General features: G+C 52.2%; 17 protein-coding genes. 7 read left to right on the forward strand and 10 right to left on the reverse strand.

The genetic code is table 11. From position 1 onward, the window contains the following. Positions 1-115 precede the first annotated feature (115 nt). Positions 116-682, reverse strand: a complete 567-nt coding sequence (locus L975_RS02430; RefSeq protein ID WP_047706997.1) for a lipoprotein — start codon at positions 680-682, stop codon at positions 116-118. Here L975_RS02430 and L975_RS18020 point away from each other — a divergent pair. Beyond that, positions 681-860 carry a hypothetical protein gene (locus tag L975_RS18020; protein ID WP_156121068.1) on the forward strand — a complete coding sequence of 60 codons (180 nt, stop codon included), beginning with the start codon at positions 681-683 and terminating at the stop codon, positions 858-860. The two genes, L975_RS02430 and L975_RS18020, sit on opposite strands and share 2 nt — an antisense overlap. 22 nt (positions 861-882) lie before the next feature. Here L975_RS18020 and L975_RS02435 read toward each other — a convergent pair whose 3' ends face one another. The 3 genes from L975_RS02435 to L975_RS02445 form a co-directional block, all read right to left on the reverse strand. Then, positions 883-1,806, reverse strand: coding sequence for a diguanylate cyclase domain-containing protein (locus tag L975_RS02435; RefSeq protein ID WP_047706999.1), 924 nt, complete (start codon positions 1,804-1,806; stop codon positions 883-885). 116 nt (positions 1,807-1,922) lie between these two features. Continuing rightward, positions 1,923-4,082 carry a YccS family putative transporter gene (yccS, locus tag L975_RS02440; protein ID WP_036768525.1) on the reverse strand — a complete coding sequence of 720 codons (2,160 nt, stop codon included), beginning with the start codon at positions 4,080-4,082 and terminating at the stop codon, positions 1,923-1,925. 20 nt (positions 4,083-4,102) lie between these two features. After that, positions 4,103-4,558: a YccF domain-containing protein gene (locus L975_RS02445; RefSeq protein ID WP_039046166.1), complete on the reverse strand. Its 456-nt coding sequence runs from the start codon at positions 4,556-4,558 to the stop codon at positions 4,103-4,105. A 224-nt stretch (positions 4,559-4,782) separates the two neighbouring features. On the opposite strand from L975_RS02445, the gene helD reads away from it, so the two are divergent. From helD to L975_RS02455, 3 genes are read left to right on the forward strand one after another with little or no spacing between them, the layout of a single operon-like run. Beyond that, complete coding sequence (gene helD, locus L975_RS02450; RefSeq protein WP_047707002.1) at positions 4,783-6,960, forward strand: DNA helicase IV; 2,178 nt, start codon at positions 4,783-4,785, stop codon at positions 6,958-6,960. A gap of 12 nt (positions 6,961-6,972) precedes the next feature. Continuing rightward, the gene (locus L975_RS18025) at positions 6,973-7,128 is read left to right on the forward strand and encodes a hypothetical protein (protein ID WP_156121070.1); all 156 of its coding nucleotides are present in this window, start codon (positions 6,973-6,975) and stop codon (positions 7,126-7,128) included. Between the two features lie 40 nt (positions 7,129-7,168). Further along, positions 7,169-7,561, forward strand: a complete 393-nt coding sequence (locus L975_RS02455; RefSeq protein ID WP_039046168.1) for a VOC family protein — start codon at positions 7,169-7,171, stop codon at positions 7,559-7,561. Positions 7,562-7,636: 75 nt separating this feature from the next. On the opposite strand, the gene L975_RS02460 is transcribed toward L975_RS02455, so the two are convergent. Continuing rightward, entirely contained in the window at positions 7,637-8,095 is a 459-nt protein-coding gene (locus L975_RS02460) for a methylglyoxal synthase (RefSeq protein WP_010861974.1), read from the reverse strand. Positions 8,096-8,224: 129 nt separating this feature from the next. Continuing rightward, entirely contained in the window at positions 8,225-8,914 is a 690-nt protein-coding gene (locus L975_RS02465) for a DUF2057 domain-containing protein (protein WP_047707004.1), read from the reverse strand. A gap of 201 nt (positions 8,915-9,115) precedes the next feature. Here L975_RS02465 and L975_RS02470 point away from each other — a divergent pair, with 201 nt between their 5' ends. Further along, positions 9,116-9,532 carry a CoA-binding protein gene (locus tag L975_RS02470; RefSeq protein WP_010861972.1) on the forward strand — a complete coding sequence of 139 codons (417 nt, stop codon included), beginning with the start codon at positions 9,116-9,118 and terminating at the stop codon, positions 9,530-9,532. Positions 9,533-9,640: 108 nt separating this feature from the next. On the opposite strand, the gene hspQ is transcribed toward L975_RS02470, so the two are convergent. Beyond that, positions 9,641-9,958, reverse strand: coding sequence for a heat shock protein HspQ (gene hspQ, locus L975_RS02475; RefSeq protein ID WP_010861971.1), 318 nt, complete (start codon positions 9,956-9,958; stop codon positions 9,641-9,643). Positions 9,959-10,115: 157 nt separating this feature from the next. Here hspQ and L975_RS18625 point away from each other — a divergent pair, with 157 nt between their 5' ends. Then, a complete protein-coding gene (locus tag L975_RS18625; protein WP_255359242.1) occupies positions 10,116-10,244 on the forward strand; it encodes a hypothetical protein in 129 nt (42 codons plus the stop codon). A gap of 84 nt (positions 10,245-10,328) precedes the next feature. Here L975_RS18625 and rlmI read toward each other — a convergent pair whose 3' ends face one another. Beyond that, a complete protein-coding gene (gene rlmI / locus L975_RS02480; RefSeq protein WP_010861970.1) occupies positions 10,329-11,519 on the reverse strand; it encodes a 23S rRNA (cytosine(1962)-C(5))-methyltransferase RlmI in 1,191 nt (396 codons plus the stop codon). 161 nt (positions 11,520-11,680) lie between these two features. Between rlmI and yccX the strand changes: the two genes are divergently transcribed. Continuing rightward, on the forward strand, positions 11,681-11,953 hold the full coding sequence (gene yccX, locus L975_RS02485) for an acylphosphatase (protein WP_010861969.1): 273 nt from the start codon (positions 11,681-11,683) through the stop codon (positions 11,951-11,953). Here the strand turns inward: yccX and tusE are convergent. Together tusE and L975_RS02495 are read right to left on the reverse strand one after the other, a co-directional pair. After that, the gene (tusE, locus tag L975_RS02490; protein ID WP_036768522.1) at positions 11,950-12,288 is read right to left on the reverse strand and encodes a sulfurtransferase TusE; all 339 of its coding nucleotides are present in this window, start codon (positions 12,286-12,288) and stop codon (positions 11,950-11,952) included. The genes yccX and tusE overlap by 4 nt on opposite strands. A 130-nt stretch (positions 12,289-12,418) precedes the next feature. After that, complete coding sequence (locus tag L975_RS02495; protein WP_047707006.1) at positions 12,419-13,075, reverse strand: Bax inhibitor-1 family protein; 657 nt, start codon at positions 13,073-13,075, stop codon at positions 12,419-12,421. Positions 13,076-13,499: the final 424 nt, after the last annotated feature.

Here is a 13,499-nt window from a genome sequence, read left to right on the forward strand (position 1 = left end):
GATAATGTGATCACTTTTCCCATCGCTGTATTTGCTCAGCAGTGCTGACAAAGTCAGCAAGCCCTGATTCAGCGTTGGCCGTCATTCAGAAGCCGTACTTATTCAGAGGCCATCATTATTCAGACAGGGGGATAATAATTTTACCCGGTTTGATTTCGATGCCTTTTGCTAGCTGACGTACCAGCGCTTCTTCTTTACTGCGGTTTGAGTCCAGCACATAAACCGGCGTCTGGTTAAAGAACAATTGCAGTGAGTTTTTCAGGTATGGCATCAGCACTTTGGTGCTTTTTTCCAGTGATTGTGGCGTTACGGTGGCATTCAGCAGCTGCATTTCACGCAGATAGATAGCACCGGTTTCACTGTCAAAGTATGGGCGAGCGGCTAAAGAGAGCGCCACGTTGGCATGCTCTTGTCCCACCAATGTGCTCAGATTCAGATCAGCGGTGCCGTTCAAAATCACCTGATTTGGCTCAGCGCGCCCGATTTTTGCTTGCATGTCCTTCAGGGTAATGTTGGCTTCAAAAACGCCCGGCAGACCCAGTTGTTTTTGGAATTCCACTTTTTGCTGCAGGTACTCGTTCACCTGTTGCTCAGTCAGTGCGTACTGAGTTAATTGGCTACATGCCGCCAGTAGGGCGGTACACAGCAGGGCAGCAAACATCATCTGAATTTTTTTGAACATGGAAGGCATCTCTGAATTTCTTGAAAACGGTGGCAAAGAATACCGTTTACATTCTGAAAAATCGAGTCAGAACGTGCTTCATCGCATAGAAAGCCTTATTTTATCTTGTCAACGTGGGGATAACCGTGCCGTGCAAAGCACTTTTTTCATCGGCAGGGAAAGCAAGATAGAAGAGTAAAAACAAAGAATTACGGGATGTTTTAGGTATCGAGCCAATACTTAATTTGATTGCGCCCCGATTTTTTGGCGTGATACAGCGCTTGGTCGACGCGATCCAGCAATTCATCGCCTGTTTCATTACTGGGCGTTATAGAAACAACCCCAATACTCACGGTAACAATATTGCCGGTGTCCGGCGACATATTGTGCGCCCATTGTTGCTGGCGAATTTTCTGGCAAAGGAATTCACCGTACTGGCGAATTTCGCCTTCGTTGGTATTGGGCAAAATAATGGCAAACTCCTCACCACCGTAGCGATATACACGCTCAGAGGCGCGCCGAGTCGTGGATTGCAGCACTCTCGCCAGTCGTTTCAGGCAGCTATCGCCCTCTAGGTGACCATAAAAATCGTTGTACAGTTTGAAGTGATCCACATCCAACAGCGCCAACCCCAGCGGCTGGTTGGTGCGCGCATGGCGGCGGATTTCATTATCTAAATCCACGTTCAACGCGCGTCGGTTATACACTTCCGTCAGACCATCTAAGTTGACCTGCTGGCGCAGTAAATCCGCCTGTTTTTTCAAACTCAGCTGAATCCTCACGCGGGTTTTGACCACCGTGGCATTAAAGGGTTTGGTGATAAAATCGACCGCGCCACTTCTTAGCGCTTCGATCTCTTCTTGTGGATTGTGGTATTTGGTGATGAAAATCACCGTGATATCGCGGGTGAGCGGATCTTGCTTGAGCATTTTGCAGGTATCAAAGCCGCACAGACCGGGCATTTCGATATCCAGCACAATCAAATCGGGCTGCCTTTCACGTGCGACATGCAGCGCAGTTAACCCATCCATCGATACCAGTATTTCACCATACGGCTTGAGGATCGTGCTCAGCAGCATCAGCGTGGCGCGCGAGTCATCAACCAGCAAAATGCGCGGGATGTAGCGGATAGGGGCGTATTCCATGACATGCTCCGAAAGCGGCCGGCATTGAGCACCAAAATAATCATCATGCATGATTGCGATGACAGTTATCTTGCTTCTGTCTGCCGGCCGACAGCGGGGCCGCTCACTGCGCTGCGCTAGCTTGCGCTCCCCTCTGCATAACGGCAGACAATTTTTTGTGTCAGTGAACTGAGTTCGTTCAACATTCTGTTAATTAAGCCTAGCTGTTGCAGAACAAAACGCGAGTCCGAATCTTGCAGATCTTGCTCTAAAAGTGACTGCGCAAATTGCTGTGTATTGTTGTGCTCAGGGGCAGGGCAGGCTTGCAACTGCGCCGAAACCGCTTGCAGCTGATGCAAAATATGCTGACTGACCTCTTTTAGCAGTGTGCGTGATTCGGCGTTATCCGGCAGTTTATGGCGGTGCGCCCCCAGCGCGGAGATATAGCCCAGCATGGCATGATTCAGGCACAGCAAGCGAAAGCCTTCTTCGAGGATGCGCCGTGAACGTAGTGGCTCTGAACTCATGTTGGAGATCACCGATGCCAGCTCGGCATCGGCGTTGTGCGCAGCGCGCCGTGCGATGCGATAGCTCAGGCTGTCATCCTTACCTTGCTGATACTGGGCAATCACTTCGCTCAGATAGCTGGTATTGCTGTCGATGGCACGCTGGATCACCAACGGCAGACGGCGATAGCGCCAATCCGGCCACACAAAGGTCACGGCCAGCCATGCGATCCCGCAACCAATCAGGGTGTCGGTGACTCGCGGAATAGCGATATCAAAACCGGCTCCCATCAAGTTAAAGCAGAACAGCACCAGCATGGTAATAAAGGCGGTGGCGTAGCCGTATTGCACGGTACGAAAGGCAAAAAACAGCACGCCAAGAACGACAATCAGCACCAGCTGACCTTCTTGTGATGGGATCAGATACAGCAGCGGTAAGCCGGCGATAATTCCCGCCAAGGTGCCGAGTACCCGTTGACGCAAGCGCAGACGGGTGGCACTGTAGTTAGGCTGACAAACAAACAAACTGGTCAGCAAAATCCAGTACCCGCGCTCCATATTAAACGCCATGATGCAGGCATAACCGGCGCACAGTACCAGCGACATCCGCACTGCATGGCGAAACAGCGCCGAACCGGGCGTCAGCTGATTGCGAATGCGCGTCCAGATATCGCGAATGCCGTGCAACCCATCGTCAGCCAGCGTGTTGTCTTGTGGCAAGCCAATGATCTGCTCTGATTCAATATGCGACAGTTGCCAGTCAATCGCTTGTAAATTACGCAGCACAAAATTGAGCGAGGCCAGCAGACGCTTATCTTCCGCTTGTTGTGGCTGATGTCGCTCCAGAGAGGCATTGAGCAGATTAAAAGCGCGTTCAAAGCGAAAATCGTGGTTGTAGTCATCGCCACTGATAATTGACTTGGCTAACTGACGGCAGGCTTTGGCCTGCAACAGCAGCAGGCGCTGGAAGCGAAATAGCACATCGGAGTGGCGAAAGCGCTTGGCCAGTGCGTGATACTGGTTATGCGCCGAGCTGGCGCGTTCGTGAATGTCTTGCGCCACAAAATAGTAGCGCAGCAAACGGCGCGTACTGCGTTGGCCACGGTCGCCTTTCAGGCGTGATAACAGGGAAAGCTTGGTCTGGTTCAGGCTACTGACCAGTGCGCCATTACTGAGCGCAACCTGAATTTGCAGCTCATCATAGCGGTCAGCTTCATCGGGGTCGAAAAAGGCGCTCTTGGCATCCAGATAGCGCGCCAGCAGTTCATAGCAGTTGGCCAGATTTTCCTGCACCGGTCGTACAGGGCGCAGCGCATGACTGAGCAGTGCAATCAGGCTGTACCACACCGCACCGGCTAGCAGCAGCAAGGGTTGCTGATACCAAGTATCGTACAGCGTCACCCCCAGCATGGTGTAAATCGCAATCAGCAGCGCACCAAAAGAGATGGTGGCGTAGCGCTGACCAATCGCGCCCAGCATGGTAAAGCAGAACGAAGAGATCAAAAGACCAATGGCAAACAGCCACGGGTAGGGGAATAAGATCTCAATGGAGACCGAAGCGATAAAAAAGCACAGCAGCGTGATAAAAATATTGCGCAAGCGACCACTGAGGCGATCATCAAGATCGGTCAACGCGGCGGCGACCACCCCCAGCGTAACCGGAATGGTGGACAGCACTTCACCGGTCAACCAAGGAAATAGCGCCGCTCCTGCCAAGGCGATGAAAATCATCAGGCAGTATTGGAAGCGGCTATTATTTAACGAATGACGAAGTCGGGAAAACGAACCCATAGATGGTACTGAACGTCCTGTTAGCGGCGATAGCGGTCAATCGTGATTTGCGCTTTTTCATTGCGAATTTGACGCGCTAATTCACTAGGAACGACGCGGCGACCGACTGGCCACAATGCCACAACGGCTAATTTGAAATGGGCGATCCCAACCGGAATACCGATCAGAGTCAGGCACTGGCCGATTCCCACGGCAATGTGCACCAGACACAACCACCAACCGGCAATCACAAACCAGATGACGTTGAGCAGAAAACCACCGGCAGCGAGCAAAGAGTTGCTGCGGTTTTCCAGATCGTCGACTTTCACGACATCGTTACCGTATGGCACTAACGACATCTTGGTGATTTCCCAACATGCGCGGGTGAGTGGTAAGGTAACGATACACACAATGCTGAGCAGGGTAGCTAAAAACCAGCTGATTGTGGTGATGAAGCCACCCATTACAAAGTTAAAAATATTCAGTGCAGTTGCCACGGGATGACTCCTGTAAAAAGCAATTATTGTGCTGATTTTAGCGTGTTTTTCGCAATAACGGCAGCAGCTTGTTACGCCAAGCGGCATTATGCCATACCCTGTATGCAGGATAAGCGCTTTCTGTTCTACCTTGTTGGTTAGCAAGCCGTGTACGACTTAGGTCGAGCGACACTCCGCTGCTGAATTAACCGCAATACAATGATGCCAAGGATGACGTAGCCGCAATGAAACTGACTGCCACCCGCCTCGGACGCCGACTTTCGCAGCACCCTTTTCACACCGTTGAAGTGGTGAATGACGCCCTGTGCTTTAGCCGCGGTATGCCCACCGATGAGCGCCCTCATGAATTTCGCACTGAATCGCATCGCGATGCTCAATCTCGCAGTGAACAGTTAATCGTCCCGTTTCGGCAGCTGCTCGCTCTAGAGATACGCCGTGGCATTGTGTGGGGCGAGTTGCAAGTAGTGTTGGCCGAGGGCGAGACGATCACCTTGCATGGTACCGATTGGAATGCCACCCGCGCATTTTGTGCCGAGTTGGAAAGCCGCTGGCAGCAGTGGACACAAGAGATGCTACCGTTGGTGTTACAAGCGCTGGCGCAAGCAGGGGGGCCACTGATCAGCCGTCTCAAAGCGTTGCGCTGGTTGGCCCACGATGAACTGCAACAGCTGCAGCAGACGATTTTGCAAGCGTGGCAAGCGTTACCGATAGCCCCACAGCGCGTTGCCTGTTTGGATGCATGTGCGGAGCCTTTTAGCTTCTGCCAACGTTGGCTGGATGAAGGCGAAGAGCTGACGCGACGTTACAACCAGCAGTTTATCCAGCGTCTGCGCCAGCAAGAGTTTGATTTGTTTGGTGGTTGCTTACCTACAGCCGCGCAGCCGACTGAATCGCAATTAGAGGCTTTGCTCCTTAACGAACCTCGGGTTCTGGTGCTGGGTATTGCGGGCAGCGGGAAAACCCATATTGCCGCTGCGCGCGCCGCATGGCTGATGCAACAAGAGGGCGCGCAAGCGTCGCAGATTTTGCTGTTAGCCGGCGCTCCCGCTAGCCGTGAGCGAATGTTGCAGGTGCTGCGATCTACACTGGGCCAAGACGCGGCGTTACCCGCGATATGGCTGATGCATGAGTTGGGCGCGCACATTGTGGCGCAGGCCGATAGCCGCAAGCTGAGCGAGCTCAATGCGTTAGAAACAGATCACACAGCGCGCTGCGCATTCTGGATTGCGCAGTGGCAAAACCAGTGCAGTGAGAAGGCCGCGCAAGCCAAAGGTTGGGCGCAGTGGTTAGGCGAAGAGTTGGGCTGGCCATTAGCGGAGGAGGTATTCTGGCAAGATCCTGTGCTATGCGCTCGATTAAGCGTTCGTCTCGATCGTTGGTTGATGTTGCTGCGTCGGCAGGCGGGCAGTCAGAAAAGTTGGCTTGAGTCGCAGGTGGATGAAGAGATGCAGCCAGCACTGCAGAAAAAACTGCGGCTACTGAATCCGCTGTTAAAAGCGTGGCGCACTCACCTCAAAGAGGCGCGTACCCAAGATAGTCTGACGCTAGAGCAGCAAGCGCAAGACTTGCTGGCGGCAGGCCGCTATGTCAGCTTGTTTACCCACATTATTTGCGACGATGCGCAGCTCTTGTCTCCGCGGCAACTGGACTTGCTGCAACCGTTGGTCACGCATCGACAGACTCGTTTCTACGCCCTTGGCGATGATTGGCAGCGCATCACCCGTTATGTTGGCGATGGCACTTCGCTGCGCCGCGATGTTGCTGCCCGTTTTGGTGAGCCGTATTGCATCACGCTTGATACCGATTTTCGCCAGCCTGCTGCGGCAGTGGCGGTGAATCAGCGTTTAGCGCAGCAGCACCCAGATTATCGGGATATCGAGTGGCATGGCGCCAACAGTGATACACCTAATAAGGCGAGCAAACACCCAGTGCGCATCTTACCGGAAGGTGAATTAGAGCCACTGTTGGATTTACTCTCCGGCGTGTTGCAGCCAACGCAATCCGTGGTCATTAGCGGCCGCTCAGCTATACAGCGACCGGCTTGTGTGGACTACGCGGCGCGGCGCTGGCCACGCCTGTCGTTACGCTATATCCCCCTGACTGAGCTGATAGGCGTTGAGTGCGAGCACCTCATTTTGACGGGTTTACAGGGCGGTAGTGAGGGCTTTCCGGCACCCGTGCGGGAAACGCTGGTCGAACTGGCGCTGTTACCGCCCGCCGAATATTTTCCTGATGCCGAAGAGCGGCGCTTATTGTATTTGGTGTTAACCCGGGCGCGGGCGAAAACCTGGCTGTTAGCCGCCGATTCCACTGATTACTCGGCTGATCATAACGTTGAACCATCGCGGTTTTTGGCGCGCTTGCGCGAAGCTGACGTCCCGCTTTACCGGCGAGCACAATAATTACGATGCTCGATGAGGCCAATCATTGGCTATTGGCTATTGGCTATTGGCTATTGGCTATTGGCTATTGGCGATGGCTGGTATCGGGTATTGAATAGCCGCGGTAGCCATACAGGGTCACAAATTGGTGCTATGGTGGGACAGTACGGTCAATTTCTACGCCGCTAACTATGCTGACGCCATGCCAGTGCAATAACAGGAGAGTGCTATGTTAACCCTTTGCTCGCTCGACCATTTGGTTCTCACCGTGCAAGACATCGAGCGTACGGTCGATTTTTATCAGGATATTCTGGGCATGCATGCCGAGACGTTTGGTAAAGAGCAGCGCACGGCTTTGCACTTTGGTGAGCAAAAGATCAATTTGCATCCTGCTGCTAGACCTATTCAACCTTGCGCCGCGACCCCGATGCCGGGCAGTGCCGACCTCTGTTTATTGACTAAAACGCCGTTAGATGAAGCGATGCGCTGGGTTAAAGCCAATGGCGTTCAGATAGAAGAAGGGCCGGTACAGCGCACTGGCGCAACCGGCCCTCTATTATCGTTCTATATCCGCGATCCCGATGGCAACCTGATAGAGATTGCTAATCGCTTGGTATCCTAACGCAGCGCACTATTTGTTAGTGAATCGTGTTCGTGAAGCGTGTTCTTGAACCGATAGCTAACTGATGGCTAAGAATCAGCCAAGACGCTCACTCAGGTAGCGCTGGTAATCCGGGATCTCAATGTCGACCGGCTCATTGAACAGGTGGGATTTGATCAGGAAATTGGCGGTAGCGCGGTTGGTGGCAACCGGAATATTCCACACGGCAGAAATACGCAGCAGCGCTTTGACGTCTGGATCGTGCGGCACGGCATTGAGTGGGTCCCAGAAGAAGAACAGCACATCAATTTTGCCTTCGGAAATGTACGCGCCCAATTGCTGATCGCCGCCCATCGGGCCGCTCAGCAGGCTATGAATGGAAAGACCGGTGGCGCGGGAGATCAGGGAACCGGTGGTTCCGGTGGCATACAAATCGTGGTTGCGCAGGGTGTCGATATTTTCTTCAACCCAGCGCAGCAGGGCCTCTTTGCAGTGGTCATGGGCCACCAGTGCAACCTGCTTGCGGGCCTGCATCGTACGGGTTGTGATATACATCATGCGTTCCTTCCTGAAATCTCTGCACAAGAAATCGGTACAACACCGATTTCCGGCACGGTAACTGACTATACAGCCACAGGCTGTGAATTCTCAGACAAAACCGTGCCGGATCAGCGCAGGGCAGGATTACGGACGAGCGTGATCTTTAGCCCAGTTCATAAAGCGCTGCTGGGTTTTGGCATCGGCTTGCTGGAACCAGTACTGTAACATTTGCTCCGGCACATTTTCACCCTGCACGGTAACAGTTTGCTGGGTAACCGCGGTATTTGCGGCAGTTGCCGCACCGGCTGCTACCTGAACGGCCAAGGTCGCGGTCATGGCTGGTGCCAAGTTGGCAATGGCAGCTGCAGAGCTGGAGTGGTTATAGGTTGCCAGAGCTTCTTGGATATTGCGGGATGACATCAAGCCATCAACGGCCAGCACGTCTGATTTGTACGGGACAGTTTTGCCGTTTTGGTCGACCAAACGGAAATCCAGTGATTGATTGAAGCGCTTACCGTCGCTATCGGTATTCAGCTTTGGCAGCTCGATAGTCAGTTTTTGATCGGCGCTGGCATCGAATGAGGCCACAATCGGTGCTGAGGTAAACAGAGTTTGGTCAGAGCCGGAGCGAACAATCTTCTCAACGCGGAACAGGATCTGGCTGGTCTCGTTTGGCAGATTCACGTGTGGGGTGCTTTTCAGCAGTCCACTTGGCACTTTCTGGCCGTCGACCATCAGCAATTCAACGTCAGTTGGAACAGTTAAGCTGGCTGCCAGAGCCGGAGTTGCACAGGACAGGGCCAGCATCCCAGCGTAAAGATGGCTCAATTTCATTATTATCTCCTTAAGGTTGCCGGTTCTTACAGGCCACTGCAGATCTTTCCGGCATAAATGCTATACAGCAATACAGATGCATAAAACTGTGAGCAAAAGATGCCGAATCATACAACACTTTGCAATCACTTCCTGAGCCGGATATAACAGTGTGACTAAGATCATATCGTCTTTTGCGAATTATCGTAACAGGAGGTTTCCATGCACGAAGACTTGATCCGTGAGGTATTACAGTCGACGCGAACCATTGCACTGGTGGGGGCGAGTCATAAACCGGAACGACCAAGTTATCGCGTGATGGCGTACTTGCTTGAGCAAGGGTATCACGTCATTCCGGTTAATCCGGGGTTGGCGGGGCAGCAATTGCTGGGGCAGGAAGTCAAACGCACGTTGGCGGAGATTGATGAGCCGGTCGATATGGTGGATGTTTTTCGCAGTGCCGATGCAGCTTATGAGATTGCTGGTGAAGCCATTGCCATTGGCGCTAAATCGCTGTGGCTGCAGTTAGGGGTGATTAACGAAGAGGCGGCGGCGTTGGCACAAGCGGCGGGGTTAAAGGTGGTGATGGATCATTGCCCGAAAATTGAAATTCCGCGTTTAGGTTTAGAGAAAGCCTGATACGCGTGTTTCACGTCGCCTAAAAAAAGAGCCACATCATTTGCTATTGGGCATAGATGTGGCCTTTGTGTTTGGTGCAAGATTTTGTGCATCAGCGCTGAGTATGTATTAATGCAGCGCCCGATTTTTTTCCAACTCTTCGACAATGGTGTCAGCCAAATCGTCTAAGTTGGGTTGGTCGGGGTGCAGTGGCAGCGTTTCGCGATCCAGCTGCATCTCGGCAATATACGTGTGAACCGGCTCGCCCTCTTCATTCTCCATGACCACGTGATACCACGGAGCCAAGCGAAGGGCATCATCAATCCCCATTTCTGCCGGGGTCGGTTTTTGCAGTGAATATTCGGCGTCTACGTCCAGGATGACACCGAGAGAGCCCAGCATCTTGTGGCGAACCTGCTGGCCGGGTTTAAATTTCACGGCAATCATGATGACCTCCTAAAAAATCTGACGTCTTACCTCTTAATCTGGGGGAGTAATCGGATAATTTCAAGAGCGTAACCGTAATCTTATTGCTTCTTACTCTCTATTAGACCGCGCATGTTATCGCTTGCTCCCGCGCTGAGCAGCAAAAGCGTAAAAATAAATGATGTTGGATGATTTAGATAAAACAGTAATAAATAACAAAGAGATAGAGGGAGGTCGCTATGGAAAAAATCGCTACAGGAGAAAAGCAGAGGCAAAAGGAAAAACAAAAAAGGATATGAAGAAGTAGTGCTGGGTAGTGTGGAGGCACAACAACCCAGCACTAAGCAAACGGCCACAGCATGGAAGCACAGCGACCGAATCGGCTGCGTGCTTAGATCACGCGGCAGGCGAAGCCTTTCAGGTACAGACCTTCTGGGTAGGTACTCAGTACAGGATGATCCGCTGCTTGCGTGAATTGCTCAACGAATTGCACCTCACGTTTGGCATCCAGCGCAGCGTCGGCCAGAATTTTCTGGAACAGGCCAGATTCCATCAGACCTGAGCAAGAGTAAGTCAGCAGCGTACCGCCCGGATTGAGCAGTTGCATGGCCAGCATGTTGATGTCTTTGTAACCACGGCAGCCGCCAGCCAGTTGGCCTTTGTTTTCGATGAACTTTGGTGGATCCATGATGATCACATCAAACTTCTCGCCCTGCTCACGGTATTCACGCAGCAGCTTGAAGACATCAGCACGAACGAACTCGGCACGGCTCATATCAAAACCGTTCAGCTCGGCGTTTTGACGGGCGATATCCAGCGCTGGCTGGGATACATCCACGTTCACCACTTGCTTACAGTTGCCTTTCAGGGCAAACAGGCCAAACGCGCCGGTATAGCAGAAGCAGTTCAGTACTTTTTTGCCATTCACATAGCGGCTGGCTGCCAAGCGGCTTTCACGCTGGTCAAGGTAGAAACCGGTTTTGTGACCTTCTTTGATATCCACCAGAATTTGTACGCCATTTTCACGAATTGGCAGCAGTTTTGGTGGCTCTTCACCGTGCAGCAAACCGGTAACTTGCTTTAAGCCTTCTTTCTTACGCACGGCGACATCAGAGCGCTCATAGATGTTGCACTCTGGATAGCATTCGCGCAGGGCATTCATCAGGTTCAGACGCTGGAACTCCGCACCGGATGAGAGCAGCTGCAGCACCAAAAAGTTATCGTAACGGTCAATGGTGATCCCTGGCAGACCATCAGACTCACCGGCAATCAGGCGATAACCGGTCAGGTCATCACGCGCTGCGACCACGTTACGCCACTGCTGGGCTTGCTGCAGGCGGCGAACAAAGAAATCTTGATCGATTTGCTCGTCACGATCGAATGTCCACACGCGGCCGCGAATTTGCGAGTCAGCGGACCATGCCGCACGGGCCAGCCAGTTGCCGCCTTTGTCAAAAACATCCAGCGTCTCACCGGACAACGGTTTGCCTTCCACGCGCTCGATGGCACCGGAGAAGATCCACGGGTGGCGGCGGAGTAATGATTTTTCCCGGCCTTTGGCCAGAATGATACGTGCAGACATGGTTATATGCTCAGCAGGAACGGTAAATAGAAATGGGGCGCTATTCTCGGTGACACGCGCAAGAAATGCAATCTGAGTTCAGTATCACGTCTTGTCGTTATTCAGCCGGATATCCGCTCGATTATAGGCGATACTCAAAAGAGGGGACAGCAGGAGGGGACATGAGCAATATCAGCATGAAAATCTCGGTAGCCGGTCATGTGCAAGGCGTGGGATTTCGTTACTTCACCCAACAAAAAGCGTTGGCGATGGGGATCAAAGGCTATGCCAAAAACCTCAATGATGGGCGTGTCGAGGTACTGGCCTGTGGCGATGAGGAGACGATCAACCGCTTTATTAACTGGCTCAGCGAAGGCCCCCGTTCTGCCACCGTCGAGTGTTTGATGGCAGAAGAGGTACCCTTTTGCGAATTGGGAGAATTTGAAATCCGTTAAATACACTTAACCGGCTTCGGCAAACCCGCAATCTTGGTGGCCTGTTTGGCAGGACCTTCAGGGAACAGCTTATACAGATAGCGGCTGTTACCTTTTTCCTCGCCATACTTTTGAGCCATGGCTTTCACCAGCATACGAATAGCCGGTGAGGTGTTGTATTCTTGGTAAAACTCGCGCACAAAGTGCACCACTTCCCAGTGTGCTTCGGATAACGCAATTCCTTCACGTTCGGCGATCAACAGCGCGAGCGCTTCGCTCCAGTCCTGACTGTTTTTAAGATAACCGTGGGCATCGGTATCGATCACACGTCCTGCAAATTCCAAAGGAGATGTCATGCCTTTCAGGCTCCGGTGTCAAGGATTCAAAGGGAAGGTATTTTGCGCTGAAATCCACAAAAAACAAACCCTGCCGTAGCAGGGGTTGTTGGGTGTACGTGAAAGTCGGTATTCACGCCATTGTCATCACTTATTCGTCACGCATGATGCCCAGAATGCTGAGCAGGCTGACAAACAGGTTATACAGGGAAACGTACAGGCTCACGGTCGCGCGGATGTAGTTAGTTTCGCCGCCGTGAATGATGTTGCTGGTTTCAAACAAAATCATCCCAGAAGAGAACAGAACAAACAGAGCACTGATTGCCAGATGCATGGCTGGCATCTGCAGGAAAATACCCGCGACCATCAGCACCAGCAGCGCGATAGCGCCAGCTGTCAACATACCGCCCATAAAGGACATGTCTTTACGGGTAGTCAGCACGTAAGCCGAGCAGCTAAAGAATACCAACGCCGTTCCGCCAAGCGCAGTCAGGATCACATCACCGGCACCGGCTTTCAGGAACATTCCCAGCAATGGGCCTAAGGTGTAGCCCATGAAACCGGTCAGCGCGAATGTAGCGACCAGACCTTTAGCACTGTTGGCATAGCGTTGGGTTAAGAAAAACAGGCCATAAAAACCGACCAGCGTCAGAATCATTCCCGGACGTGGCCAGCCCATCAGCATGCTGGTGGTGGCGACGGCCGCAGAAAAGGCGAGGGTTAAGCCCAACAGTAAATAGGTATTACGCAATACCTTGTGGGTACTTAACAGGCTCGTTTCACGTTGCGTGATAACGATAGGTTCCATGGTCTATTCCTTCTTCAAATCAAAAGTTATTGAGAACAAAATAAAAAAACACAACGTACATGCGGTACGTGCTAATCAATCAAAGGCCGCATAACGGCAAACGGGTGACGTTCTTTAATTGCGTCGCCTCATTAACGTGATGTGTTGCTTATTACGTGAGTGACAGGGCTACCTGTTACCCGGCGATGATAGCGGATTATCACCCACTACGAGATAAATATGCGGGCAGATGTGATCTGTTTCAAGTCTCACGCGGATTAAAAAGCAGCAAACTGCATGAAATCTCAGCAAACAGTTCAGCGAGGCTTTACATTCACGGCAGTGACGATTATAGTGCGCCTCAACAAAACGGAAGAGTGGCCGAGTGGTTGAAGGCACCGGTCTTGAAAACCGGCGACGCGAAAGCGTTCTAGAGTTCGAATCT

It is taken from the genome of Plesiomonas sp. ZOR0011 (assembly GCF_000800945.1).
Lineage (GTDB): Bacteria > Pseudomonadota > Gammaproteobacteria > Enterobacterales > CAMTGL01 > Plesiomonas > Plesiomonas shigelloides.

Bases quoted from the DNA above. Each gene is read 5' to 3' on its own strand.
- L975_RS18020 (WP_156121068.1), top strand. From the start codon at position 681: ATGGAAGGCATCTCTGAATTTCTTGAAAACGGTGGCAAAGAATACCGT.
- L975_RS02430 (WP_047706997.1), bottom strand. From the start codon at position 682: ATGTTCAAAAAAATTCAGATGATGTTTGCTGCCCTGCTGTGTACCGCC.
- L975_RS02435 (WP_047706999.1), bottom strand. From the start codon at position 1,806: ATGGAATACGCCCCTATCCGCTACATCCCGCGCATTTTGCTGGTTGAT.
- yccS (WP_036768525.1), bottom strand. From the start codon at position 4,082: ATGGGTTCGTTTTCCCGACTTCGTCATTCGTTAAATAATAGCCGCTTC.
- helD (WP_047707002.1), top strand. From the start codon at position 4,783: ATGAAACTGACTGCCACCCGCCTCGGACGCCGACTTTCGCAGCACCCT.
- L975_RS18025 (WP_156121070.1), top strand. From the start codon at position 6,973: ATGAGGCCAATCATTGGCTATTGGCTATTGGCTATTGGCTATTGGCTA.
- L975_RS02455 (WP_039046168.1), top strand. From the start codon at position 7,169: ATGTTAACCCTTTGCTCGCTCGACCATTTGGTTCTCACCGTGCAAGAC.
- L975_RS02460 (WP_010861974.1), bottom strand. From the start codon at position 8,095: ATGTATATCACAACCCGTACGATGCAGGCCCGCAAGCAGGTTGCACTG.
- L975_RS02465 (WP_047707004.1), bottom strand. From the start codon at position 8,914: ATGAAATTGAGCCATCTTTACGCTGGGATGCTGGCCCTGTCCTGTGCA.
- L975_RS02470 (WP_010861972.1), top strand. From the start codon at position 9,116: ATGCACGAAGACTTGATCCGTGAGGTATTACAGTCGACGCGAACCATT.
- hspQ (WP_010861971.1), bottom strand. From the start codon at position 9,958: ATGATTGCCGTGAAATTTAAACCCGGCCAGCAGGTTCGCCACAAGATG.
- L975_RS18625 (WP_255359242.1), top strand. From the start codon at position 10,116: ATGATGTTGGATGATTTAGATAAAACAGTAATAAATAACAAAGAGATA.
- rlmI (WP_010861970.1), bottom strand. From the start codon at position 11,519: ATGTCTGCACGTATCATTCTGGCCAAAGGCCGGGAAAAATCATTACTC.
- yccX (WP_010861969.1), top strand. From the start codon at position 11,681: ATGAGCAATATCAGCATGAAAATCTCGGTAGCCGGTCATGTGCAAGGC.
- tusE (WP_036768522.1), bottom strand. From the start codon at position 12,288: ATGACATCTCCTTTGGAATTTGCAGGACGTGTGATCGATACCGATGCC.
- L975_RS02495 (WP_047707006.1), bottom strand. From the start codon at position 13,075: ATGGAACCTATCGTTATCACGCAACGTGAAACGAGCCTGTTAAGTACC.